Annotated in this window: 22 protein-coding genes; 7 read left to right on the top strand and 15 right to left on the bottom strand. The window is 61.8% G+C overall.

Going from position 1 to position 19,699, the window contains the following annotated elements:
- Positions 1-147 precede the first annotated feature (147 nt).
- Positions 148-1,647 carry a glycerol kinase GlpK gene (glpK, locus tag HU760_RS06235; RefSeq protein WP_186677704.1) on the bottom strand — a complete coding sequence of 500 codons (1,500 nt, stop codon included), beginning with the start codon at positions 1,645-1,647 and terminating at the stop codon, positions 148-150.
- A gap of 51 nt (positions 1,648-1,698) precedes the next feature.
- Positions 1,699-2,550 carry an MIP/aquaporin family protein gene (locus tag HU760_RS06240; RefSeq protein WP_186677705.1) on the bottom strand — a complete coding sequence of 284 codons (852 nt, stop codon included), beginning with the start codon at positions 2,548-2,550 and terminating at the stop codon, positions 1,699-1,701.
- A gap of 303 nt (positions 2,551-2,853) precedes the next feature.
- On the opposite strand from HU760_RS06240, the gene ybaK reads away from it, so the two are divergent.
- Positions 2,854-3,324, top strand: coding sequence for a Cys-tRNA(Pro) deacylase (gene ybaK, locus HU760_RS06245; protein WP_170031938.1), 471 nt, complete (start codon positions 2,854-2,856; stop codon positions 3,322-3,324).
- A 119-nt stretch (positions 3,325-3,443) separates the two neighbouring features.
- Here the strand turns inward: ybaK and HU760_RS06250 are convergent, their stop codons facing one another.
- Positions 3,444-4,553 carry an ABC transporter ATP-binding protein gene (locus HU760_RS06250; RefSeq protein ID WP_186677706.1) on the bottom strand — a complete coding sequence of 370 codons (1,110 nt, stop codon included), beginning with the start codon at positions 4,551-4,553 and terminating at the stop codon, positions 3,444-3,446.
- Positions 4,550-5,470 carry an ornithine carbamoyltransferase gene (gene argF, locus HU760_RS06255; RefSeq protein WP_186677708.1) on the bottom strand — a complete coding sequence of 307 codons (921 nt, stop codon included), beginning with the start codon at positions 5,468-5,470 and terminating at the stop codon, positions 4,550-4,552. The genes HU760_RS06250 and argF overlap by 4 nt, the downstream gene beginning before the upstream one ends.
- Before the next feature lie 378 nt (positions 5,471-5,848).
- Here argF and HU760_RS06260 point away from each other — a divergent pair, with 378 nt between their 5' ends.
- Positions 5,849-7,957, top strand: a complete 2,109-nt coding sequence (locus tag HU760_RS06260) for a molybdopterin-dependent oxidoreductase (RefSeq protein ID WP_186677709.1) — start codon at positions 5,849-5,851, stop codon at positions 7,955-7,957.
- A 91-nt stretch (positions 7,958-8,048) separates the two neighbouring features.
- Positions 8,049-8,384, top strand: a complete 336-nt coding sequence (grxD, locus tag HU760_RS06265) for a Grx4 family monothiol glutaredoxin (RefSeq protein ID WP_186677711.1) — start codon at positions 8,049-8,051, stop codon at positions 8,382-8,384.
- 57 nt (positions 8,385-8,441) lie between these two features.
- Here grxD and bfr read toward each other — a convergent pair whose 3' ends face one another.
- Together bfr and HU760_RS06275 are read right to left on the bottom strand one after the other, a co-directional pair.
- Complete coding sequence (gene bfr, locus HU760_RS06270; protein WP_170031926.1) at positions 8,442-8,915, bottom strand: bacterioferritin; 474 nt, start codon at positions 8,913-8,915, stop codon at positions 8,442-8,444.
- A 200-nt stretch (positions 8,916-9,115) separates the two neighbouring features.
- Positions 9,116-9,334, bottom strand: a complete 219-nt coding sequence (locus tag HU760_RS06275) for a bacterioferritin-associated ferredoxin (RefSeq protein WP_003254947.1) — start codon at positions 9,332-9,334, stop codon at positions 9,116-9,118.
- Between the two features lie 223 nt (positions 9,335-9,557).
- Between HU760_RS06275 and HU760_RS06280 the strand changes: the two genes are divergently transcribed.
- The gene (locus HU760_RS06280) at positions 9,558-10,160 is read left to right on the top strand and encodes a peroxiredoxin (protein WP_012273884.1); all 603 of its coding nucleotides are present in this window, start codon (positions 9,558-9,560) and stop codon (positions 10,158-10,160) included.
- Between the two features lie 97 nt (positions 10,161-10,257).
- Here HU760_RS06280 and rnt read toward each other — a convergent pair whose 3' ends face one another.
- Together rnt and pyrC are read right to left on the bottom strand one after the other, a co-directional pair.
- Positions 10,258-10,869: a ribonuclease T gene (gene rnt, locus HU760_RS06285; RefSeq protein WP_225932836.1), complete on the bottom strand. Its 612-nt coding sequence runs from the start codon at positions 10,867-10,869 to the stop codon at positions 10,258-10,260.
- Positions 10,870-10,928: 59 nt separating this feature from the next.
- A complete protein-coding gene (pyrC, locus tag HU760_RS06290) occupies positions 10,929-11,975 on the bottom strand; it encodes a dihydroorotase (protein WP_186677715.1) in 1,047 nt (348 codons plus the stop codon).
- 130 nt (positions 11,976-12,105) lie between these two features.
- On the opposite strand from pyrC, the gene HU760_RS06295 reads away from it, so the two are divergent.
- Both HU760_RS06295 and HU760_RS06300 read left to right on the top strand, forming a co-directional pair.
- The gene (locus HU760_RS06295; protein WP_186677717.1) at positions 12,106-13,065 is read left to right on the top strand and encodes a flagellar protein MotY; all 960 of its coding nucleotides are present in this window, start codon (positions 12,106-12,108) and stop codon (positions 13,063-13,065) included.
- 268 nt (positions 13,066-13,333) lie between these two features.
- Positions 13,334-14,551, top strand: a complete 1,218-nt coding sequence (locus tag HU760_RS06300) for an argininosuccinate synthase (RefSeq protein WP_013973956.1) — start codon at positions 13,334-13,336, stop codon at positions 14,549-14,551.
- A gap of 72 nt (positions 14,552-14,623) precedes the next feature.
- Here the strand turns inward: HU760_RS06300 and HU760_RS06305 are convergent, their stop codons facing one another.
- A complete protein-coding gene (locus tag HU760_RS06305) occupies positions 14,624-15,106 on the bottom strand; it encodes a hypothetical protein (RefSeq protein ID WP_186677719.1) in 483 nt (160 codons plus the stop codon).
- 360 nt (positions 15,107-15,466) lie between these two features.
- On the opposite strand from HU760_RS06305, the gene HU760_RS06310 reads away from it, so the two are divergent.
- Positions 15,467-16,090: a response regulator transcription factor gene (locus HU760_RS06310; protein WP_186677721.1), complete on the top strand. Its 624-nt coding sequence runs from the start codon at positions 15,467-15,469 to the stop codon at positions 16,088-16,090.
- A 57-nt stretch (positions 16,091-16,147) separates the two neighbouring features.
- Here the strand turns inward: HU760_RS06310 and HU760_RS06315 are convergent, their stop codons facing one another.
- From HU760_RS06315 to HU760_RS06340, 6 genes are all read right to left on the bottom strand, one after another.
- On the bottom strand, positions 16,148-16,324 hold the full coding sequence (locus HU760_RS06315; protein ID WP_186677722.1) for a PA3496 family putative envelope integrity protein: 177 nt from the start codon (positions 16,322-16,324) through the stop codon (positions 16,148-16,150).
- 104 nt (positions 16,325-16,428) lie between these two features.
- The gene (gene nth, locus HU760_RS06320; RefSeq protein ID WP_186677723.1) at positions 16,429-17,067 is read right to left on the bottom strand and encodes an endonuclease III; all 639 of its coding nucleotides are present in this window, start codon (positions 17,065-17,067) and stop codon (positions 16,429-16,431) included.
- 4 nt (positions 17,068-17,071) lie between these two features.
- Positions 17,072-17,596 (bottom strand): NADH:quinone oxidoreductase, encoded by a 525-nt coding sequence (locus tag HU760_RS06325; protein WP_186677724.1) that lies wholly within the window; start codon positions 17,594-17,596, stop codon positions 17,072-17,074.
- Positions 17,589-18,191 (bottom strand): RnfABCDGE type electron transport complex subunit G, encoded by a 603-nt coding sequence (locus HU760_RS06330; protein ID WP_186677727.1) that lies wholly within the window; start codon positions 18,189-18,191, stop codon positions 17,589-17,591. Before HU760_RS06330 ends, HU760_RS06325 begins: the two co-directional genes overlap by 8 nt.
- Entirely contained in the window at positions 18,188-19,162 is a 975-nt protein-coding gene (locus tag HU760_RS06335; RefSeq protein WP_186677734.1) for an RnfABCDGE type electron transport complex subunit D, read from the bottom strand. Before HU760_RS06335 ends, HU760_RS06330 begins: the two co-directional genes overlap by 4 nt.
- The gene (locus HU760_RS06340; protein ID WP_186677736.1) at positions 19,159-19,692 is read right to left on the bottom strand and encodes an Rnf-Nqr domain containing protein; all 534 of its coding nucleotides are present in this window, start codon (positions 19,690-19,692) and stop codon (positions 19,159-19,161) included. The genes HU760_RS06335 and HU760_RS06340 overlap by 4 nt, the downstream gene beginning before the upstream one ends.
- Between the last annotated feature and the right edge of the window lie 7 nt (positions 19,693-19,699).

The following is a 19,699-nucleotide window of genomic DNA, read 5'->3' on the forward strand; positions in this document are numbered from 1 at the left end:
TAGCCTATAGGGGCGGCCTTGGGTCGCGACAGGGCCGCAAAGCGGCCCTGCCAGCAGAAGCTGAAGGGGTGTGGCCGCTTCGCGTCCCTAATGCGGCACAAGGCCGCTCTTGCAGAGACCGCGACGGCGGCACCCTTTGATGCGCAATCAAGCCTCGTGGTCTTCCCAGTCGCGAGTGCGCTCGACCGCCTTTTTCCAGCCGGCATACAGCTTCTCTTTCTGCACTTCGTCCAGCTGCGGGCTGAATTCACGCTCGATGATCGCCTTGTCGCGCAACTCATCCAGGCCGCTCCAGAAACCACAGGCCAGGCCCGCCAGGTAGGCCGCACCCAACGCGGTGGTTTCGCGCATTTTCGGGCGTTCCACGCAAGTGCCAAGGATGTCGGCCTGGAACTGCATGAGGAAGTTGTTGGCCACAGCGCCTCCGTCCACGCGTAGTTCGGAAAGGCGCTGGCCGCAGGCCTGCTGCATGGCGTCAAGCACGTCGCGGGTCTGGTAGGCGATCGATTCCAGCGCGGCGCGGATGATGTGATCCACCTTCACGCCACGGGTCAGGCCGAACAGTGCGCCACGCGCATACGGGTCCCAGTACGGTGCGCCCAGGCCGGTGAAGGCTGGCACCAGATATACACCGTTGCTGTCCTTGACCTTGCTGGCGAAGTACTCGGTGTCCAGTGCGTCGTTGACGATTTTCAGCTCGTCACGCAGCCACTGCACGGTGGAACCACCGTTGAACACCGCGCCCTCAAGGGCATAGGCCACTTCCCCGCGCGGGCCGCAGGCGATGGTGGTGAGCAGGCCATGGGACGACTTCACTGCCTGGCTGCCGGTATTCATCAGCAGGAAACAGCCGGTGCCATAGGTATTCTTGGCCTGGCCCGGCTCTACGCACATCTGGCCAAACAGTGCCGATTGCTGATCGCCGGCGATACCGGCAATCGCGATGCCGCTCTTGGTGTGGCCGTATACTTCCGAAGACGGGCGTACCTCGGGCAGCATCTGCCGCGGAATGCCGAGGATCTCCAGCAGCCGGTCGTCCCATTGCAGGCTGTGGATGTTGAACATCAGCGTGCGCGAGGCGTTGGTGTAGTCGGTGACATGCACCTTGCCGCCCGAGAACTTCCAGATCAGCCAGGTATCGACGGTGCCGAACAACAGCTCGCCGCGCTCGGCGCGTTCGCGGGCACCCTCGACATTGTCGAGGATCCACTTGAGCTTGGTGCCGGAGAAATACGGGTCGGTGACCAGGCCTGTGGCTTGGCGGATGTAGTCCTCATGGCCGTCGCGCTTGAGCTGGGCGCAGATCTCGGTGCTGCGGCGGCACTGCCAGACAATGGCGTTGTATACCGGGCGACCGGTTTCCTTGTCCCACACGACCGTGGTTTCGCGCTGGTTGGTGATGCCCAGCGCAGCCACCTGGGCATGGCTGATGCCGGCTTGGGCCAGCGCCTCGACCATGGTCGCGCTCTGCGTGGCGAAGATTTCCATCGGGTCGTGTTCGACCCAGCCTGCCTGCGGGTAGTGCTGGGCGAACTCGCGCTGGGAGGTACCCACCACGTTGGCGTCGCGGTCGAAAATGATGGCCCGCGAACTGGTGGTACCCTGGTCCAGGGCGATGATGTAGTTCTTATCCTGGGTGTCTGTCATGGTCGTAGGCCTTGCGCAATTAGGGGTTCAGGGCGGGGCGTGATGCCGTCATCAATTGACTTGAGTATCGCCCTGGCGATTGTCGTTTGTCTCAGGGTTCACGGCGGCTGCCATCGGCAGGTTACGGGCGATAAGGCCGCGATAGGCCGCGGCGCCCGCGCAGGCGCCGAGTATTGGTGCGAACACCGGAACCAGGAAATAAGGCATGTCCCGACCGCCAGTGAAGGCGATTTCGCCCCAACCGGCCAGGAACGTCATGAGTTTTGGCCCGAAATCGCGGGCCGGGTTCATGGCGAAGCCGGTCAGCGGGCCCATGGCACTGCCGATGACGGCGATCAGCAGGCCGATCAGCAGCGGAGCCATGGCACCACGTGGCAGGCCGTTGCTGTCGTCGGTCAGGGCCATGATCACGGCCATCAGGATGGCGGTGATGATCACTTCGACGAGGAACGCCTGGCCGGTGGACAGCGATGGGTGCGGGTAGGTGGAGAACACCGAGGCCAGTTCGAGGCTGGCTTCGCTACCGCGCAACATGGCATGGGCCTGTTCGAAATCGAAGAACAGGTTGCTGTACAGGCTATAGACCAGCGCCGCACCACAGAATGCGCCGCAAACCTGGGCCAGCATGTAGAAGGGCAGTTTGCGCTTGTCGAAACCGGCGAACAGGGTGAGGGCGATGCTCACCGCCGGGTTCAGGTGCGCGCCGGAAATGCCGGCGGTGAGGTAGATCGCCATGCTGACGCCCACGCCCCAGATGATACTGATTTCCCATAGGCCGAAGCTGGCACCCGCGACCTTGAGCGCGGCGACGCAGCCAGTACCGAAGAAGATGAGCAGGGCGGTGCCGAGGAATTCGGCCAGGCATTGGCTGGACAGCGTGGGTTGGCGTAGAGCAGTCGTCATGTATGACCTCGTTTTTGTTTTGTTGTGAGGCGCTTGGCGCTCGACAGCAAAGCCCGGAGTCGATCCCCATTGAATCCGGGCCGATATGGGAAACGCACCTTAAAAGTGCATCACTTATTCAGAAACGAAAAAATATAGACAAGAAACGCTGATGTCAAAGGTCGAAAGTGAACGGCAAGTCACGATTTGGCCGCTTGTTTGAGGTGCGGACACCGTGCTAGACGGTCGCGTTCGCCATACGCTGGCTGCGCTGCGGGAATTGCCCTAAAGTAGCCGCCGAGCCGTCTCGACCGGAGCCCCTGCATGACCCCCGCCCTAGACCTGTTGAAGAAACACCGCGCGGAACACCGTGTGCACAGTTACGAACATGACCCAAAGTCGGCGTCCTACGGCCTGGAAGCGGCGGAAAAACTCGGGCTCGACCCGCAGCAGGTGTTCAAGACCTTGCTGGCGAGCAGCGAGAAAGGCGAGTTGCTGGTGGCCGTGGTGCCCGTGGTCGGCACCCTGGACCTCAAGGCTCTGGCCCATGCCGCCGGGGTGAAGAAGTGCGAGATGGCCGACCCGGCGGTGGCACAGCGTGCCACCGGCTATCTGGTGGGTGGCATCAGCCCGTTGGGGCAGAAGAAGCGCCTGCGGACCTTTATCGATGACTCGGCGCAGCAGTTTGCGACCATCCATGTCAGTGCTGGGCGGCGTGGGCTGGAAGTGGAATTGGCGGCGGCGGTACTGGCCGAATATACCCAGGGCAAGTTTGCCGGTATCGGTCGGGGCTGAGATTTTGCGGCTGCTGCGCAGCCCATCACGATACCAGGCCGCTCTTATAGCGGGCGCGATCGCCTGGAGGAGTGGCCTTGTGTCGCTATGGGCCGCAAAGCGGCCCCCGAGGATTCGAATCAGGTCGCCGAACTGTAGCGGCGGACACCATTGTCCTGCTGCGGCAACTGCGCCGCCACACTGCCCGGTACCGGGAACAGCACCAGGTGGTCGGCCTTCACCGCGATCCCCACATCGTCACCGACCTGGTGGTCGCTATGGCTGGGGAAGATCGCTTCGAGCTGGCTGCCGGTGGGCAGTTGCAGGCGGTAGAGCGTCGACGCCCCCAGGAAACTCTTGCCGATGATATTGGCCTGCAGTGCGCTGCCTGGTGCATGCACGATATCGTCAGGGCGCAGCAGGACATCCACCGAACTGCCCGGAGCCATGATGTAGGCTCGGTTGCCACGCAGCTCACCCAGTTCGGTATTGACCGCCTCGTGGCTGCTCATCTGCCCACGGATGAAATACCCCTGGCCGATGAAACTGGCCACGAATGGCGTCTGCGGCTCGTGGTAAAGGTTGTACGGCGTATCCCATTGCTCCAGGCGGCCTTCCTTGAACACGCCGACCTGGTCGCTGACGGCAAAGGCTTCCTCTTGATCATGGGTAACCAGGATGGCGCTGGTGCCACGACTCTTGAGGATGTCGCGAACTTCATGGCTCAGGCGCCGACGCAATTCCACATCGAGGTTGGAGAACGGCTCGTCGAGCAGTAGCAATTGTGGCTCGGGCGCCAATGCACGGGCCAGTGCGACCCGTTGTTGTTGCCCACCGGACAGTTCATGCGGATAGCGCCCGCCCAGGCCGCCCAGCTTGACCAGCTCGAGCATCTCTTCGATGACTTCGGCCTGGCGTGGGTGCTTGGCGATGCCGAAGGCAATGTTCTGGGCCACGGTCAGGTGCGGGAATAGCGCGTAGTCCTGGAAAACCATGCCGATGCGGCGTTTTTCCGGGGCCAGTGTGAACCCGGCCCGGGAAATGACCTCGCCGGCCAGCTGGATTTCGCCCTCGTGCACCGGCTCGAAACCGGCGATCGCGCGCAGGGTGGTGGTCTTGCCACAACCGGAGGAACCCAGCAGGCAACCGATGTCGCCTGCGTTAAGGTGCAGGTTGAGGTTCTGGACGATGCGCTGGTCGCCATAGCCGCAGGCGAGGTTGCGCAGGTTGAGCAGTAAGGGTTGACTCATGCGTGGTGGTAAGCCGGTTCGACAAGGAATTCGAGAAGGGCCTTCTGTGCATGCAGGCGGTTTTCAGCCTGGTCCCAGGCGACCGAACGTGGGTCGTCGAGCAGGTCATGGCTGATTTCCTCGCCACGATGGGCTGGCAGGCAGTGCATGAACAGGGCGTCAGGTGCCGCCAGGTCGAGCAGTTCGCGGGTGACCTGGTAGGGCGCGAAATGCGCCAGGCGCCGTGCAGTTTCCTCCTCCTGGCCCATCGAAGTCCAGACATCGGTGGTAACCAGATGAGCGCCGCGCACGGCTTCCTTCGGGTCGCGGACGATCTGCACGTGGTCGCCGCCGATAGCCATGAAGCGCGGGTCCGGTTCGTAACCTTGCGGGCAGGCGATGCGCAGCTGGAAATCGAACTGCCTGGCCGCCTCGATATACGAGTTGCACATGTTGAAGCCGTCACCGATCCAGGCCACGGTCTTGCCCTGGATCGACCCGCGCTGTTCGAGGAACGTCTGCATGTCGGCCAGCAATTGGCACGGGTGCGATTCGTCGGACAGGGCGTTGATCACCGGCACGCGCGAATTGGCGGCGAATTCGGTGAGGGTGCTGTGGGCATGGGTACGAATCATGACCACGTCGAGCATGCTCGACAGCACGATGGCGCTGTCGGCGATCGGCTCGCCACGGCCCAGCTGGGTGTCGCGCGGTGAAAGGAAGATGGCCTGGCCGCCGAGCTGGATCATGCCGGCCTCGAACGACACCCGGGTACGCGTCGAGGATTTCTCGAAGATCATGCCCAGTACGCGGTTCTTCAGGGGCTCGAACAGCACGCCTCGCTTGCGCAGGTCCTTCAGCTCGATGCCGCGGCGGATCACACCGAGCAATTCGTCGGTGGTGAAGTCCAGCAGGGAGAGAAAGTGCCTAGCGCTCATGATTGACTACCTTATCTGCAACGGTATGCAGGTCGACCGTATGGTTTTTTTGACAACGGGAGTGACCTGCGGCGTAAGCCGCACGGAGGCGGACGAAATAGGGAAAGGCGCAATACTATAAGTAAATGTCGCCTGAAGCCAAGAGGGGAAACAGCAGCTCAGCGCCAAAGGGTGTTGCAAGGGGTGTATTGACCGACGGACAGTGCTGTTTTTTATTTGCTACAGAGGGTTGTACACGGCTTGCTGGCAGGTTGGCAAATGGCTGTCGCAAATCGTGTGCCTGATGTCGGTGGATTCATATCGCGAAGTGCGCTGGTCGGGGGCGCGCGCCCGGGCGCATAGTCGGGGTTCGTCCATTACAACAAGGCAGAGGCGGCCATGACCAAGACCCTGCATCACCGTGCCTGTCACCTGTGCGAGGCGATCTGCGGGCTGAACATCGAAGTCAGCCATGACGACGGCGAACGGGCGCAGATCCATTCGATCAAGGGCGACCCGCAGGATCCATTCAGCCGTGGCCATGTCTGCCCCAAGGCAGTGGCCCTGCAGGATATCCAGAACGACCCCGACCGCCTGCGCCAGCCGCACAAGCGGGTCGGTGACCGTTGGCTCGCCATCGGCTGGGACGAGGCCTTTGCCCTGGCCGCCGACAGGTTGTGGGCGATCCAGCAGGCCCATGGGCGCAATGCCGTTGCGGTCTACCAGGGCAACCCGAGCGTGCACAACTACGGTTTGATGACCCACAGCAATTACTTCCTCGGCTTGCTGAAGACCCGCAACCGCTTCTCTGCCACCTCGGTTGACCAACTGCCGCAACACCTGGTCAGCCATCTGATCTATGGCCATGGCCTGCTGTTGCCGATCCCGGATATCGACCATACCAGCTTCATGCTGATCCTCGGCGGCAATCCGTTGGCCTCCAATGGCAGCATCATGACGGTGCCGGACGTGGAAAAACGCCTGAATGCCTTGCAAGCCCGGGGCGGGCGCCTGGTTGTGGTGGACCCGCGCCGCAGCGAAACAGCAGCGATGGCCGACAGCCATCTGTTCATCCGCCCAGGCGGGGACGCGGCGCTGTTGTGTGGCTTGCTCAACACCCTGTTCGAAGAAGGCCTGGCGCGCGGCTCGCATTTGCCGGTCGCAGGCCTGCAGCAGGTGCGCGAAGCGATCGCGCCGTTCAATGCCGAGGCCATGAGCGCGCACTGTGGCATTGCCGCAGCAGACATTCGCCAGTTGGCTCGGGATTTCGCGGCGGCCGACAAGGCGGTGTGTTACGGCCGCATGGGCGTTTCGACTCAGGCGTTCGGCACCCTCTGTCATTGGCTGGTGCAGTTGATCAACCTGGTGACCGGCAATCTCGACCGTGAAGGCGGTGCGTTGTGCACCGAGCCTGCCGTCGACCTGGTGGCGAGCACCTCCGGTGGCCATTTCAACGCCTGGCAGAGTCGCGTGTCGGGCTTGCCCGAATACGGCGGCGAGTTGCCCGTGGCAGCCCTGGCCGAAGAAATGCTGACACCCGGCGATGGGCAGGTGCGCGCCCTGGTGACGGTAGCCGGCAACCCGGTGCTGTCCACGCCTAACGGCCGCCAGCTGGATGCGGCACTTGAAGGGCTGGAGTTCATGCTCTGCATCGACCTGTACATCAACGAGACGACCCGCCATGCCGATCTGATCCTGCCTTCCACCTCGGCGCTGGAAAACGATCATTACGACACCACGTTCAATCTGCTGGCGGTGCGCAACGTGACCCGTTTCAACCGGGCAATCCTGGCAAAACCGGAGGGGGCGTTGCACGACTGGGAGATCTTCGTCGGCCTGGCCCAGGCGTTTGCCAGGCGCGCCGGGCTTGAATTGAAACCGACCCAGACGCCGGCGCAGCTGATTGACCTGGCTTTGCGCAAGGGGCCCTATGGCGAAGCGACGCCCTGGCAGCTTTCGCTGGCAACACTGGACCAGCACCCGCATGGCCTGGACCTGGGGCCGTTGCGTGCCAACCTTGCAGCGCGCCTGGCGACCACCAGCAAGGCGGTCGAAGCAGCACCGCCTGTGCTGCTGGATGACCTGCATCGCCTGGCGCAACAGCCCGCACCGACAGCGGGCGAACTGCTGCTGATCGGCCGCCGTCACGTGCGCAGCAACAACTCGTGGATGCACAACTTCCACCGCCTGGTGAAGGGCAAGCCGCGCCATCAACTGCTGATGCATCCACAGGACCTGCAGCAGCGGCAATTGCAGGATGGCCAGCGAGTACGTATTCGTTCGCGCACTGGCACGCTGGAGGTTGAAGTTCAGGCTTGTGACGACATCATGCCGGGTGTAGTCAGCCTGCCCCATGGCTTTGGCCATGCGCGGCATGGCGTGCAGCTGCAGGTAGCCCGGGCGCAACCAGGCGTGAGCGCAAACGACCTCACCGACGAGCACCTGCGTGACCGGGTTTCCGGCAATGCAGCGCTCAATGGCGTACCCGTGCAGATCGAGGCCGCGTAGGGAACGGTAAGGCCGAGCATGCTGCTCGGCTTTCCGTTACAATGCCTCACCGTGCCGACGATCGCGTCGGAAAGTTCAGCCGAGGTGCTACATGGATATCATCGAAACGATCAAAGAGCAGATTGCCAACAACACCATTCTGCTTTACATGAAAGGCTCGCCGAATGCCCCGCAGTGTGGCTTCTCTGCGCGTGCATCGCAGGCCGTGATGGGTTGTGGCGAGAAGTTCGCCTACGTCGACATCCTGCAGAACCCGGAAATTCGCGCCAACCTGCCAAAATATGCCAACTGGCCGACTTTCCCGCAGCTGTGGGTAGCCGGTGAGCTGGTTGGCGGTAGCGACATCATGCTGGAAATGTTCGAGAAGGGCGAGCTGCAGGCCCTGATCAAGGACGCGGCTGCCAAGGCCAAGGCTTCTGAAGCCTGATTTTCCGGCAAGCATGAAAAAACCCGCTGAGTGCGGGTTTTTTCATGCGCCGGATATTTATTCTTCGCCCATCTGCGACTGCAGGTAGTTTTCGATACCGACCTTGTCGATGAGCCCCAGCTGGGTTTCCAGCCAGTCGATGTGTTCTTCCTCGGCTTCGAGGATGTCTTCGAGGATGTCACGCGAGCCGAAGTCGCCAGCGGTTTCGCAGTGGGCGATGGCTGCCTTGAGGTCGACCAGGCCTTTCTGTTCGATCTTCAGGTCGCATTCGAGCATTTCTTTGGTGTGCTCGCCGATCAGCAGCTTGCCCAGGTCCTGGACGTTGGGGATGCCTTCGAGGAAGAGAATACGCTTGATCAGTTTGTCAGCGTGCTTCATCTCGTCGATGGATTCCTTGTACTCGTGCTTGCCGAGTTTGTTCAGGCCCCAATCTTCGTACATGCGCGCGTGCAGGAAGTACTGGTTGATCGCGACCAGCTCGTTTCCGAGGATCTTGTTGAGATGCTGGATGACGCTTACGTCGCCTTTCATGTCGGGTTCCTGCCCTGTAGAAGTGTGCCAATACCCTGAAGTTTGAGCCTGATACCCAGGTGTGTCAAACCTAAGTTATTGAATAATAAATGAAAATTAATAGGAATAAGAATGTTTGTGAACCGCGTTGGAACGCTAACTTATTGAAATTCGGGCATAAAAAAACCGGACACAAGGTCCGGTTCTTTGCATTCTGGGTTTCAGGCGGCGGTAAATTCTACCGGGTAGGGCAGGGCTGCCTGGCTGACCTGAAGCTCGGTCAGGGTCTCGCGAACAACCTGCTTGGCCACGCAGGCGCATTTGCCACACTGGCTGGCGACGTTGGTCGCGGCGCGCACTTCCTTGTAACTGCAGCATCCTTCATAGATCGCATCGCGGATCTGTCCGTCGGTAACGCCGACACAAAGACACACATACATAGAGGCTGACCATCGTTGCTGGGCTCGATGGTGTGGAGCTTAATGTTAATGAGAATGCTTGTCAAAAGACTTTCTGGAAGGGCCATGCTTGAGCGACCGGCGGTTGCTTCGTCGTTGGAGTCGGCCTGTCACCAGAAGCCGTGTATGATGGATGGCCTTTGTTGGATGTCGGGCAGCCTGTCTGGCCCGGCAAACGGTTTTTCACCCTCATCAGGAGATTACAATGAGCGTACTCGTTGGTAAGAAAGCCCCCGATTTCACCGTTCCGGCCGTGCTGGGCAATGGCGAGATCGTCGACAGCTTCAACCTGGCTTCGGCCATCAAGGGCAAGTACGGCCTGGTGTTCTTCTACCCGCTGGACTTCACCTTCGTCTGCCCGTCCGAGCTGATCGCCCTGGACAACCGCATCCCTGATTTCCAGGCGCGCAACGTTGAAGTGATCGGTGTTTCGATCGACTCGCACTTCACCCACAACGCCTGGCGTAACACTCCGGTCAACAACGGCGGTATCGGTCAGGTCAAGTACACCCTGGCTGCCGACATGACCCACGAAATCTGCAAAGCCTACGACGTCGAGTCCGAAGGCGGCGTGGCCTTCCGTGGCGCCTTCCTGATCGACACCAACGGTGTTGTCCGTTCGCAGATCATCAACGACCTGCCACTGGGCCGTAACATGGACGAGCTGCTGCGCCTGGTCGACGCCCTGCAGTTCCACGAAGAGCACGGCGAAGTCTGCCCTGCCAACTGGAAGAAAGGCGACAAAGGCATGAACGCTTCGCCAGAAGGCGTTGCTGCCTACCTGAGCGAGAACGCTGGCAAGCTGTAATTGCCACGCGCATGAAAAAACCGGCCCTGGTGGCCGGTTTTTTTTTGCCGTGCTGTACCGGCCTCTTCGTAGGGCCGGCCGCGAATACGACCTCGGATCAATCGTTGAAGTCGCGCCAGCCGCCCATTTCCTTCCAGCGGTTGACGATGCCGCAGAACAGCTCGGCGGTCTTCTCGGTGTCATAACGGGCCGAGTGCGCCTCACGCCCGTCAAAGTCGATGTCGGCGCTCTGGCAGGCGCGCGCCAGTACGGTCTGGCCATAGGCCAGGCCCGCCAGGGTAGCGGTGTCGAAGCTGGAGAATGGGTGGAACGGGTTGCGCTTGAGGTCGTTGCGCATCACTGCTGCATTGAGGAAGCCAAGGTCGAAGCTGCTGTTATGGCCTACCAGAATCGCCCGCTTGCAGCCATTGGCCTTGAGCGCCTTGCGTACGCCGCGGAAGATGTCGGTCAGCGCGCTCTCCTCGCTCACCGCCATGCGCAGCGGGTGATCCAGCTTGATGCCGGTGAACTCCAGTGCGGCCGGCTCGATGTTGGCGCCTTCAAAGGGCTCAACACGGTGGAAGTAGGTGTGCTCTGGGAACAGGAAACCCTTTTCGTCCATGCCGATTGTGACTGCGGCAATTTCCAGCAGGGCGTCGGTGGCGCTGTTGAAACCACCGGTTTCAACGTCCACCACGACTGGCAGGTAGCCACGGAAGCGTTCGGCCATCGGGTGACGCGAACCGCTGCCGCCCTGGGTATCGAGGTCGTCTTCGTAGAGGTCTTCGCTCACGCGTTTTCCTCCAGCAGGCGCCAGCGCAGTTTTTCGCCGGCGCGCAGCGGGACTACGGTCTGCTCGCCAAACGGCAGGCTGTCCGGGGCGGTCCATTCTTCGCGAACCAGGGTAATGGTGTCGGTGTTCGCCGGCAGGCCATAGAAGGCCGGGCCGTGCAGGCTGGCGAAGCCTTCCAGCTTGTCCAGCGCATTACGTTGCTCGAACGCTTCGGCGTACATCTCGATGGCCGCGTAGGCGGTGTAGCAACCGGCGCAACCGCAGGCGGCTTCCTTGGCGTGGCGGGCGTGCGGGGCCGAGTCGGTACCCAGGAAGAACTTCGGGTTGCCGCTGGTGGCCGCGTCCAGCAGCGCCACCTGGTGGGTGTTGCGCTTGAGGATCGGCAGGCAGTAGAAGTGCGGGCGAATGCCGCCAACCAGCATGTGGTTGCGGTTGTACAGCAGGTGTTGCGCGGTGATGGTGGCGCCGACGTTGGCCGGGGCCTCGCTGACGAACTGGGCGGCATCGCTGGTGGTGATGTGCTCGAACACCACTTTCAGTGTCGGGAAGCGCTCGACCACACGGCGCATGTGCTCGTCGATGAAGCGCTTCTCGCGGTCGAACACGTCGATCTCGCTGCGCGTCACTTCGCCGTGCACCAACAGTGGCATGCCGACTTCTGCCAGCGCCTCGAGGGCCGGGAAGATATTGTCGATGCTGGTCACGCCCGAGTCGGAGTTGGTAGTAGCACCGGCCGGGTACAGCTTGGCGGCATACACGAAGCCGCTGGCCTTGGCCGCGCGGATGTCCTCGGGGCTGGTGCGGTCGGTGAGGTACAGCACCATCAGCGGCTCGAAGCGGCTGCCGGCCGGCCGGGCGGCGAGGATGCGCTCGCGGTAGGCGCCGGCCTCGGCGGCATTGCGAACCGGTGGAACCAGGTTGGGCATGATGATGGCACGGGCGAAGGTACGCGCCACGTCGCCAACGGTGTGGGGCAGGACGGCACCATCGCGCAGATGGATGTGCCAGTCGTCGGGACGCAGGAGGGTCAGGCGATCGGACATTGGGGATTCCAGGCGGGTCGAACTCAAGCCCCAATGCTACCGGAAAACCCTGGGTGGAGCACGGCTATCAAGTTTTCCGGCTGGTGTCCGATAGCCTGCAGGTAAGCCGTCAGAATTTGTGGAGCCGCCCGTGCGCCAGCGTTACCTAGCCCTATTGACCCTGTTCGCCAGTCTGCCGGCCGGCGCGCTGACCTTCCAGACGCGCATGGAGAATATTGCCTGGAAGGTCGAGGGTGACCAGTTCGAATGCCGGCTGGTGCAGCCGATCGACGGCTTTGGCAGTGGTGAGTTCGTCCGCCGTGCCGGCGAGCAGCCGGTGTTCCAGCTGCGCTCGGACAGCAACGCACTGGGCGCCGGTACTGCTAGCTTGCTGGCAGCCGCCGCACCGTGGCAACCCGGGCGCAGCGACATCAATCTGGGCAGCGTGCGCATGGCCCGCACTGGCGTGTTGTTCAGCTCGTCGCAGGGCCAGGCCAGTCGGCTGATCAATGGCCTGCTCGACGGCCGCAGTACCGTGGTGCGCAATTATGCCGGCGAGGCGGGCAGGCCGATGGAAGTGCGGGTGCTGCCGGTCAGTTTTGCCAAGGCCTACAGTGACTACCAGGCCTGTGCCGGCAAGTTGCTGCCGATGAACTATGACCAGGTGCGCCAGACCCAGGTAGGCTTCCCTGGCGGCGGTTTCGAACTGGATCAATCGGCCAAGGCGCGGCTGGATGTGATTCTCGACTACATGAAGGCCGACCCGACAGTGAACCATGTCGAGCTCAACGGCCACTCGGACAATAGCGGTAACCGCCTGACCAACCGCGACATGTCGCGCCGCCGCGCACTGGCGGTGGCCGATTACCTCAAGGCTCATGGCGTGCCGGAAGAGCAGATTGTGGTGCGCTTCCATGGCGAGCGCTACCCGCTGGCGAAGAACAACAGCGCGGCGAACCGGGCGCGGAATCGCCGGGTGAACATCGAGCTGGACAAGGTGGCGGTGGTTGAGAAACCAGCGGAAAAGGTGGTTGAGCAGGCGGCGCCGGCTCCAGCCAGTCCGGCTGCTACTGCGCCGGTTTCGGGGGCGCCGGCGACGAAGGCGCCCTGAGGTCGGATTGGCCGCCGGAGGGCATGCCGGCGCTGACCATGGCAAGGCATGCACCTTGGCACCCTGATCCTGTTTTGACCCTTGCGCTTCAGGGTTCTGATACCGTCTTGGGCATCTATCCTGCACCCCTGATCTGATTCCCATCGCATACCCGTCGCCCTTCCGACAGTTCCTGTCGCTTTGTCGTCAGAAGCTGTCGCCCCACTGTAAATTTATCTGCAACGCCGTTAGAATCAACGCCTTTCCGTACAACCCGTGGAGTGATGGCATGGCGGACGTAAAAAAGGTCGTACTGGCGTATTCCGGCGGCCTTGATACTTCGGTGATTCTCAAATGGCTGCAGGATACCTACAACTGCGAAGTGGTGACCTTCACCGCTGACCTGGGTCAAGGCGAAGAGGTCGAGCCGGCTCGCGCCAAGGCCCAGGCAATGGGCGTTAAAGAGATCTACATCGACGACCTGCGCGAAGAGTTCGTGCGCGATTTCGTGTTCCCGATGTTCCGCGCCAACACCGTCTACGAAGGCGAGTACCTGCTGGGTACCTCCATCGCACGTCCGCTGATCGCCAAGCGCCTGATCGAAATTGCCAACGAAACCGGTGCTGACGCCATTTCCCACGGCGCAACCGGCAAGGGTAACGACCAGGTGCGTTTCGAGCTGGGTGCCTACGCCCTGAAACCAGGTGTCAAGGTCATCGCCCCATGGCGTGAGTGGGACCTGCTGTCCCGCGAAAAGCTGATGGACTATGCCGAGAAGCACGGTATTCCGATCGAACGTCACGGCAAGAAGAAATCGCCGTACTCGATGGACGCCAACCTGCTGCACATCTCCTACGAAGGCGGTGTCCTGGAAGATACCTGGACCGAGCACGAAGAAGACATGTGGCGCTGGAGCGTCTCGCCTGAGAATGCCCCGGACCAGGCGACCTACATCGAGCTGACCTACCGCAACGGTGACATCGTTGCCATCGACGGTGTCGAGAAAACCCCGGCTACCGTGCTGGCCGACCTGAACCGTATTGGTGGTGCCAACGGCATCGGCCGCCTCGACATCGTCGAGAACCGTTACGTCGGCATGAAGTCGCGTGGTTGCTACGAAACCCCTGGCGGCACCATCATGCTCAAGGCTCACCGTGCCATCGAGTCGATCACCCTGGACCGTGAAGTCGCTCACCTCAAGGATGAGCTGATGCCGAAGTACGCCAGCCTGATCTACACCGGCTACTGGTGGAGCCCGGAGCGTCTGATGCTGCAGCAGATGATCGACGCTTCGCAGGTCAACGTGAACGGCGTGGTGCGCCTGAAGCTGTACAAGGGCAATGTCACCGTGGTCGGCCGCAAGTCGGACGACTCGCTGTTCGATGCCAACATCGCTACCTTCGAGGAAGATGGCGGCGCCTACAACCAGGCGGACGCTGCTGGCTTCATCAAGCTCAACGCACTGCGTATGCGCATTGCCGCCAACAAGGGCCGTTCGCTGCTCTGATTGCTGGCGCATGCCATGAAAACCCCGGCCTGGCCGGGGTTTTTTTTTGGGCCTGATGGAGGCCTGAAACCCTCAGTCGCCTCGGGGTACCGCATCTTCTTCCAATGGGCTGACCGACAATTGGGCACATTGGCGTTTGTCCAGGTTGCAGAGGCGCCATGTCTTGGGTGTTTGCACGGGATGGGCAAGAACAAGCCGAAGTTGCTGTTCCATCAACTGACAGGCATCGGGCCCGGAGAACATGATCGTGACTGGCTCGGCATGGACGGCCTCGCTGATTTCGCGAGGTGTGCTTGGTAGCGTCCTGGTATCTGGCGTAGGCGGCATGTCGCTTGCCGTTTTATCCGACGATGGGCGGTAGAACGACTTGTAATTGAAGTTGAGTGTCAGGAAGAACAGCGCTGTCAGAAAGAATGGAAACCCCACCAGAAACCAGGTGTAGAGATTCTGGCTGGCTTCGCTGAGAAACGGCAAGGTAGCAAGTGCGGAGGATTCGATGATCCCCGCGAAGATGGCAATGATCGTCAGCGGGGCGACAGGTTGTCTTTCGGGCATGAGGGCTGTCTCCGGCGTTTTCCCCATTGTTGTCTTACTGTGTCGCTCAACTAAAGACTGGACTGTTTCCCGGGCGGGGAATCAACGCTGTCCCGCGCTGTGGCGAGTATGTTCAGCAGGCCTTTGCTGAAGCTTTTCAAGGGAAAGAGTGGCCTGGAACGGGGCGCATGGAAAAACGGGCAATACCGTTACGCCTTTTTAAGGAAGTTTGTTGTTACAGGCGTAGTAGTTATGTGTAAGAAATTTCTGTAAGTGTTGTAGGTTTCATCTGTTCATCTGTTTCTTCGGCAAATCCTCGCGCCATCAGGTGTTCTGTCGGTTATCGTGGCGTGCCAAAGCAGAACAATGAATGGATATCGCATGAATAAAGTGCTTATCGTGGATGATCATCCGGTCATACGCCTGGCCGTGCGCATGCTGATGGAGCGGCATGGTTATGACGTCGTGGCGGAAACCGACAACGGCGTGGCAGCGTTGCAACTGACACGGCAGCACCTGCCGGATATCGTGGTGCTGGATATCGGTATTCCGAAACTGGACGGCCTGGAGGTGATTGCCCGCATGACCACCTTCAGCCCCGGCAGCAAGGTGCTGGTACTGACGTCGCAGGCGCCTGGCAATTTCTCTATGCGTTGCATGCAGGCAGGGGCGGCAGGGTATGTGTGCAAGCAGCAGGAACTCACGGAACTGCTGAGCGCCATCAAGGCCGTATTGTCGGGCTACAGCTACTTCCCCAACCAGGCCCTGCATGTTTCACGTGGCAAGGGCGGGGGAAGCGAGACGGATATGGTCAACCGCCTCTCGGCACGCGAGATGACAGTGTTGCAACAGTTGGCGAGAGGGCGTTCGAACAAGGAAATTGCCGACAGCATGTTCCTCAGCAACAAGACGGTCAGTACCTACAAATCACGCCTGTTGCTCAAGCTCAATGCGCGGTCGCTGGTCGACCTGATCGAGCTGGCGCAACGTCAGGGGTTGAGCTGACCGGCAGGCCGTAAAGCCTCCGCCCCGGAGGCTTTGCCAGCGCTGCGGGCCATGCGCCTACAGGTCGTAGTCGAAATCGGCCAGTTGTTTCTGCAGGCGCCTTTCTTCCAGCATGTTGTCAATGGTGCGGCGTTTGCTGAGGTTGGTCTTTGCGCTTTCCACAGGGGGCTCCGCTTCATCCTCTGCGGCAACAAAATCATCTTCGATCGACAGGTCGTCTTTATCGCTACTCATGAGTCGCTCCAAGCCAAGGGGCCATTGGCCGTCCTTATAACCAGAAAGCAGACGCTGGTAAAAAAGATTTTTTCAATCGCTTCAGGTGGTTTTTGCCTATTGACTCAATCGTCTGAAGTCTTGTGCTTGTACTCGCACAGATCTTCGATCCGGCAGCTGCCGCAGCGTGGCTTACGGGCCTGGCACACATAGCGCCCGTGCAGGATCAGCCAGTGGTGGGCGTCGAGCAGGTACTCCCTGGGGACGAACTTGATCAGCTTTTTTTCCACTTCCAGCACGGTCTTGCCCGGCGCGATGCCTGTGCGGTTGCTGACCCGGAAGATATGGGTATCCACCGCCATGGTCGGTTGGCGAAACGCGGTGTTCAGCACCACGTTGGCGGTTTTGCGGCCTACGCCAGGCAGTGCCTCCAGCGCTTCGCGGGTCTGCGGTACCTGGCCGCCGTGGCGCTCGATCAGCAGCCGACAGGCCTCGATGACGTTTTTCGCCTTGCTGTTATACAGGCCGATGGTCTTGATGTACTCGCTCAGGCCTTCGACACCCAGGGCATGGATGGCTTCGGGAGTGTTGGCGACCGGAAACAGGCGAGCGGTAGCCTTGTTGACGCCCACGTCGGTGGCTTGCGCGGACAGGGTCACGGCGACCAGCAGTTCGAACGGGGTAGTGTAGGCCAGTTCGGTCTTCGGCTCGGGGTTGTCTTCGTGCAACCTGCGAAAGATCTCCAGGCGTTTGGCGGCATTCATGAAATCAGGTTGTTCCTTGACGACGTGGGTGGGCAGGGCCTGTACGCAGGCGATTGTACAAGGCCCACAGCAGTCCGAGCAGTATCAGGGCGCCGGGGGCCAGGCTGGCCAGGTGCAGGCCGGCAATCTCGGCTAGCCATTGCCGGCTGGCGCCGAGCAACAGGCAGCTGGCAAGCAGTGCGCCAAGGTACCTGGCAAGCAGCCGCCAGCGCCCCTGGTTGGGTAGCAAGTGGTCAGTGGCCAGGCATTGCAGGCATAGCAACGCGGGGTAGTGGCCGAGGGCGAGCGCCAGTGGTAGCAGCCAGGCAAGCAGAGCCAGTTGCAGGCAGCTGGCCAGCGCCGCCAGCAGCAGCAGGCTGGCCAGTGTGAGCGCCCAAGTGGCAAGCCTGTGGCGTAGAGGCGCCAGCAGCAACTGGTGCAGGCCGCTCATCAGCACCGCGCACACGCCAATGGTAGCGCCTTCGCTCAGGGTCCGGGTGGCGCCCAACAGCGGCACCAGGCTTGCGCCAAGCAGATAAAACCTATTCATGCAGGGTGCCCTCCAGCAGCACGCTGCGCTGCTCGTCGAAATAACTGAGCGCCTCTTGCAGTGCGCTGATCACGGCACGTGAGGTCACGGTGGCGCCGGCCAACTGGTCGAAGTCGCCCTGGTCACGTTTCAGCGCCCAGTGGTCGCCCAGCTGTCGATTGGCAAATTGCCCTAACCAGTTCACCTGTGGATCACCCAGGCGTGCCCCCAGCCCGGGGCTTTCCTGTTGATCGATTACCTGGCTGCCGATCAGTCGACCGTCTTTGGCAATGGCGACGCTCAGCGCGATCGGGCCGGCATAGCCCTGGGCCTGGGTAACCAGAATGATGGCGGCCGGTTTCCCTGCCAGTGTCGCCCGGTAAGCGGCTACGATGCGGCTGTTCGGTCGCTGTGCGGCGGGCCTGGGCAGCGGATCGTCGAGTGGCTGGTTGTCGTAGCTGCCGTCGGGCAGCACTGCCAGCCGCTGACGGCTTTGCAGTTGTTTTGCGGCATCGGCGATGGCCGGGCGGGTCCAGTGCCGCCAGGCCAGAGTAGCCGACACGGCCAGTGCCGCAATCACCAGCAACAGCGCTGTATCGCGAACCAGGCGATTCATCGGGCAACCTGCTGGCGCTGCGCCGCCAGGCGCTCGAGCCCCGGCGCCAGAAGGTTCATCAGCAGGATGGCGAACGCCGTGCCATCCGGATAGCTGCCCCAGGTGCGGATCAGGTAGATCAGCAAGCCCGCCCCTACGCCGAACAGCAGCCTGGCCCGCTCATGCCGGGGGCCGGAGACCGGTTCGGTGGCAATGAAGAATGCGGCCATCATGGTCGAGCCGGAAAACAGGTGCAGCAAGGGCGAGCCGTTGGAGTCCGAGCCCGATCCGTTCCAGCCCAGCAGGCTGAACAGCAACAGGCCTGCCAGCAAGCCAGTCGGCGCATGCCAGCTGATCACCCTGCGCTGCAGCAGGAACAGGCCGCCAAGCAGGAACGCCAGGTTCACCCATTCGCTGCCCTGCCCGCCGATGCTGCCAAAGCCCGGGTGGCTGGCGAACAGCTCATCGATGGTCAGGCTGCGGTTGTGGCGCAGGCCGTCGAGCAGTGTCGGCCGGGCCCAGGCATCGATCTGGTCGCCGCCGGCGAAGACTTGTTGCAGGCTGTCGAGCAGGCCGGGTGCAGGCCCCGGCCAATGGTTCATCTGCAGCGGGAAGCTCAGCAGCACGAAGGCATAACCGACCATGGCCGGGTTGAACAGGTTGCGTCCCACTCCGCCGAAGGCCTGCTTGCCGATACCGATGGCAATGCTGGCGGCGGCCACCGGTAGCCACCACGGCGCCAGAGTGGGCAGGGCGGCGGCCAGCAGCACGGCGGTCACCAGCGCGCTGCCGTCGTTCAGCACGGGGCTCGGCGGTTGCCCGCGTAACCGCAGCAGCAGTGCTTCGCACAGCATTGCAGCACTGGCGCACAGCACCAGGTTCAGCAGTAATCCCCAGCCGTGTAGCCATGACAGCACCAGCAAGCCGGGTACGCAGGCCAGCAACACCAGGCCCATGCTGGTGCGCAGCCGCGGGTCGGGCTTGGCGCTCATTGGCTGAACAACCCGTTGAGGCCGGAAAATGCCATGGCCATCACCCCGGCACCGAGCAACTCGATCGGCAGGCCGCGCAGCACCCCGGGGATGTCGGCATGGGTGCAGCGCTGGCGCAAATCGGCGAACAAGGCGAGCGCCAGCCAGAAGCTGCCGCCAGCCAGCAGCCCTTGCCGCAAGGTGGCAAACCCTGTGTATTGGTCGCTTGCCTGTTGCAGGGCCAACCCGAGCACCGCCGCGTTGCTCAGTAGCAGCGCTGGAAGTTGCGCCACTGGCCAGCTGGGTTGCCAGCGTGTCAGCAGCCACGGCACACCCCAGGCGAGCAGTGCCAGCCAGGGCAGCAGCAGGAACAGCTCAAGACCTTCGGCCAGCAGGGGCATCGCCAGCTTTGCGCCGATCGCACCCAGTGCGATGCACAGCGCGCAGGCAAAGCCATGCACATGCAGGTGCAGCCCGGGGCCCGGCGTTTGCGACAGGCACAGGTGATTGACCAGCGCCGCACTGATCAGGACCAGAAGGTAATCGCTCATGCAATGA

Origin of the sequence: Pseudomonas oryzicola (assembly GCF_014269185.2) — a bacterium.
Lineage (GTDB): Bacteria > Pseudomonadota > Gammaproteobacteria > Pseudomonadales > Pseudomonadaceae > Aquipseudomonas > Aquipseudomonas oryzicola.

What these genes read in the sequence shown, in the direction of transcription:
- nth (WP_186677723.1), bottom strand. Translation starts at nt 17,067, where the DNA reads ATGAATGCCGCCAAACGCCTGGAGATCTTTCGCAGGTTGCACGAAGAC.
- HU760_RS06330 (WP_186677727.1), bottom strand. Translation starts at nt 18,191, where the DNA reads ATGAATCGCCTGGTTCGCGATACAGCGCTGTTGCTGGTGATTGCGGCA.
- HU760_RS06280 (WP_012273884.1), top strand. Translation starts at nt 9,558, where the DNA reads ATGAGCGTACTCGTTGGTAAGAAAGCCCCCGATTTCACCGTTCCGGCC.
- HU760_RS06260 (WP_186677709.1), top strand. Translation starts at nt 5,849, where the DNA reads ATGACCAAGACCCTGCATCACCGTGCCTGTCACCTGTGCGAGGCGATC.
- rnt (WP_225932836.1), bottom strand. Translation starts at nt 10,869, where the DNA reads ATGGCCGAACGCTTCCGTGGCTACCTGCCAGTCGTGGTGGACGTTGAA.
- HU760_RS06325 (WP_186677724.1), bottom strand. Translation starts at nt 17,596, where the DNA reads ATGAATAGGTTTTATCTGCTTGGCGCAAGCCTGGTGCCGCTGTTGGGC.
- HU760_RS06250 (WP_186677706.1), bottom strand. Translation starts at nt 4,553, where the DNA reads ATGAGTCAACCCTTACTGCTCAACCTGCGCAACCTCGCCTGCGGCTAT.
- HU760_RS06305 (WP_186677719.1), bottom strand. Translation starts at nt 15,106, where the DNA reads ATGCCCGAAAGACAACCTGTCGCCCCGCTGACGATCATTGCCATCTTC.
- HU760_RS06335 (WP_186677734.1), bottom strand. Translation starts at nt 19,162, where the DNA reads ATGAGCGCCAAGCCCGACCCGCGGCTGCGCACCAGCATGGGCCTGGTG.
- argF (WP_186677708.1), bottom strand. Translation starts at nt 5,470, where the DNA reads ATGAGCGCTAGGCACTTTCTCTCCCTGCTGGACTTCACCACCGACGAA.
- grxD (WP_186677711.1), top strand. Translation starts at nt 8,049, where the DNA reads ATGGATATCATCGAAACGATCAAAGAGCAGATTGCCAACAACACCATT.
- HU760_RS06275 (WP_003254947.1), bottom strand. Translation starts at nt 9,334, where the DNA reads ATGTATGTGTGTCTTTGTGTCGGCGTTACCGACGGACAGATCCGCGAT.
- HU760_RS06310 (WP_186677721.1), top strand. Translation starts at nt 15,467, where the DNA reads ATGAATAAAGTGCTTATCGTGGATGATCATCCGGTCATACGCCTGGCC.
- glpK (WP_186677704.1), bottom strand. Translation starts at nt 1,647, where the DNA reads ATGACAGACACCCAGGATAAGAACTACATCATCGCCCTGGACCAGGGT.
- HU760_RS06300 (WP_013973956.1), top strand. Translation starts at nt 13,334, where the DNA reads ATGGCGGACGTAAAAAAGGTCGTACTGGCGTATTCCGGCGGCCTTGAT.
- bfr (WP_170031926.1), bottom strand. Translation starts at nt 8,915, where the DNA reads ATGAAAGGCGACGTAAGCGTCATCCAGCATCTCAACAAGATCCTCGGA.
- HU760_RS06240 (WP_186677705.1), bottom strand. Translation starts at nt 2,550, where the DNA reads ATGACGACTGCTCTACGCCAACCCACGCTGTCCAGCCAATGCCTGGCC.
- HU760_RS06340 (WP_186677736.1), bottom strand. Translation starts at nt 19,692, where the DNA reads ATGAGCGATTACCTTCTGGTCCTGATCAGTGCGGCGCTGGTCAATCAC.
- ybaK (WP_170031938.1), top strand. Translation starts at nt 2,854, where the DNA reads ATGACCCCCGCCCTAGACCTGTTGAAGAAACACCGCGCGGAACACCGT.
- HU760_RS06315 (WP_186677722.1), bottom strand. Translation starts at nt 16,324, where the DNA reads ATGAGTAGCGATAAAGACGACCTGTCGATCGAAGATGATTTTGTTGCC.
- pyrC (WP_186677715.1), bottom strand. Translation starts at nt 11,975, where the DNA reads ATGTCCGATCGCCTGACCCTCCTGCGTCCCGACGACTGGCACATCCAT.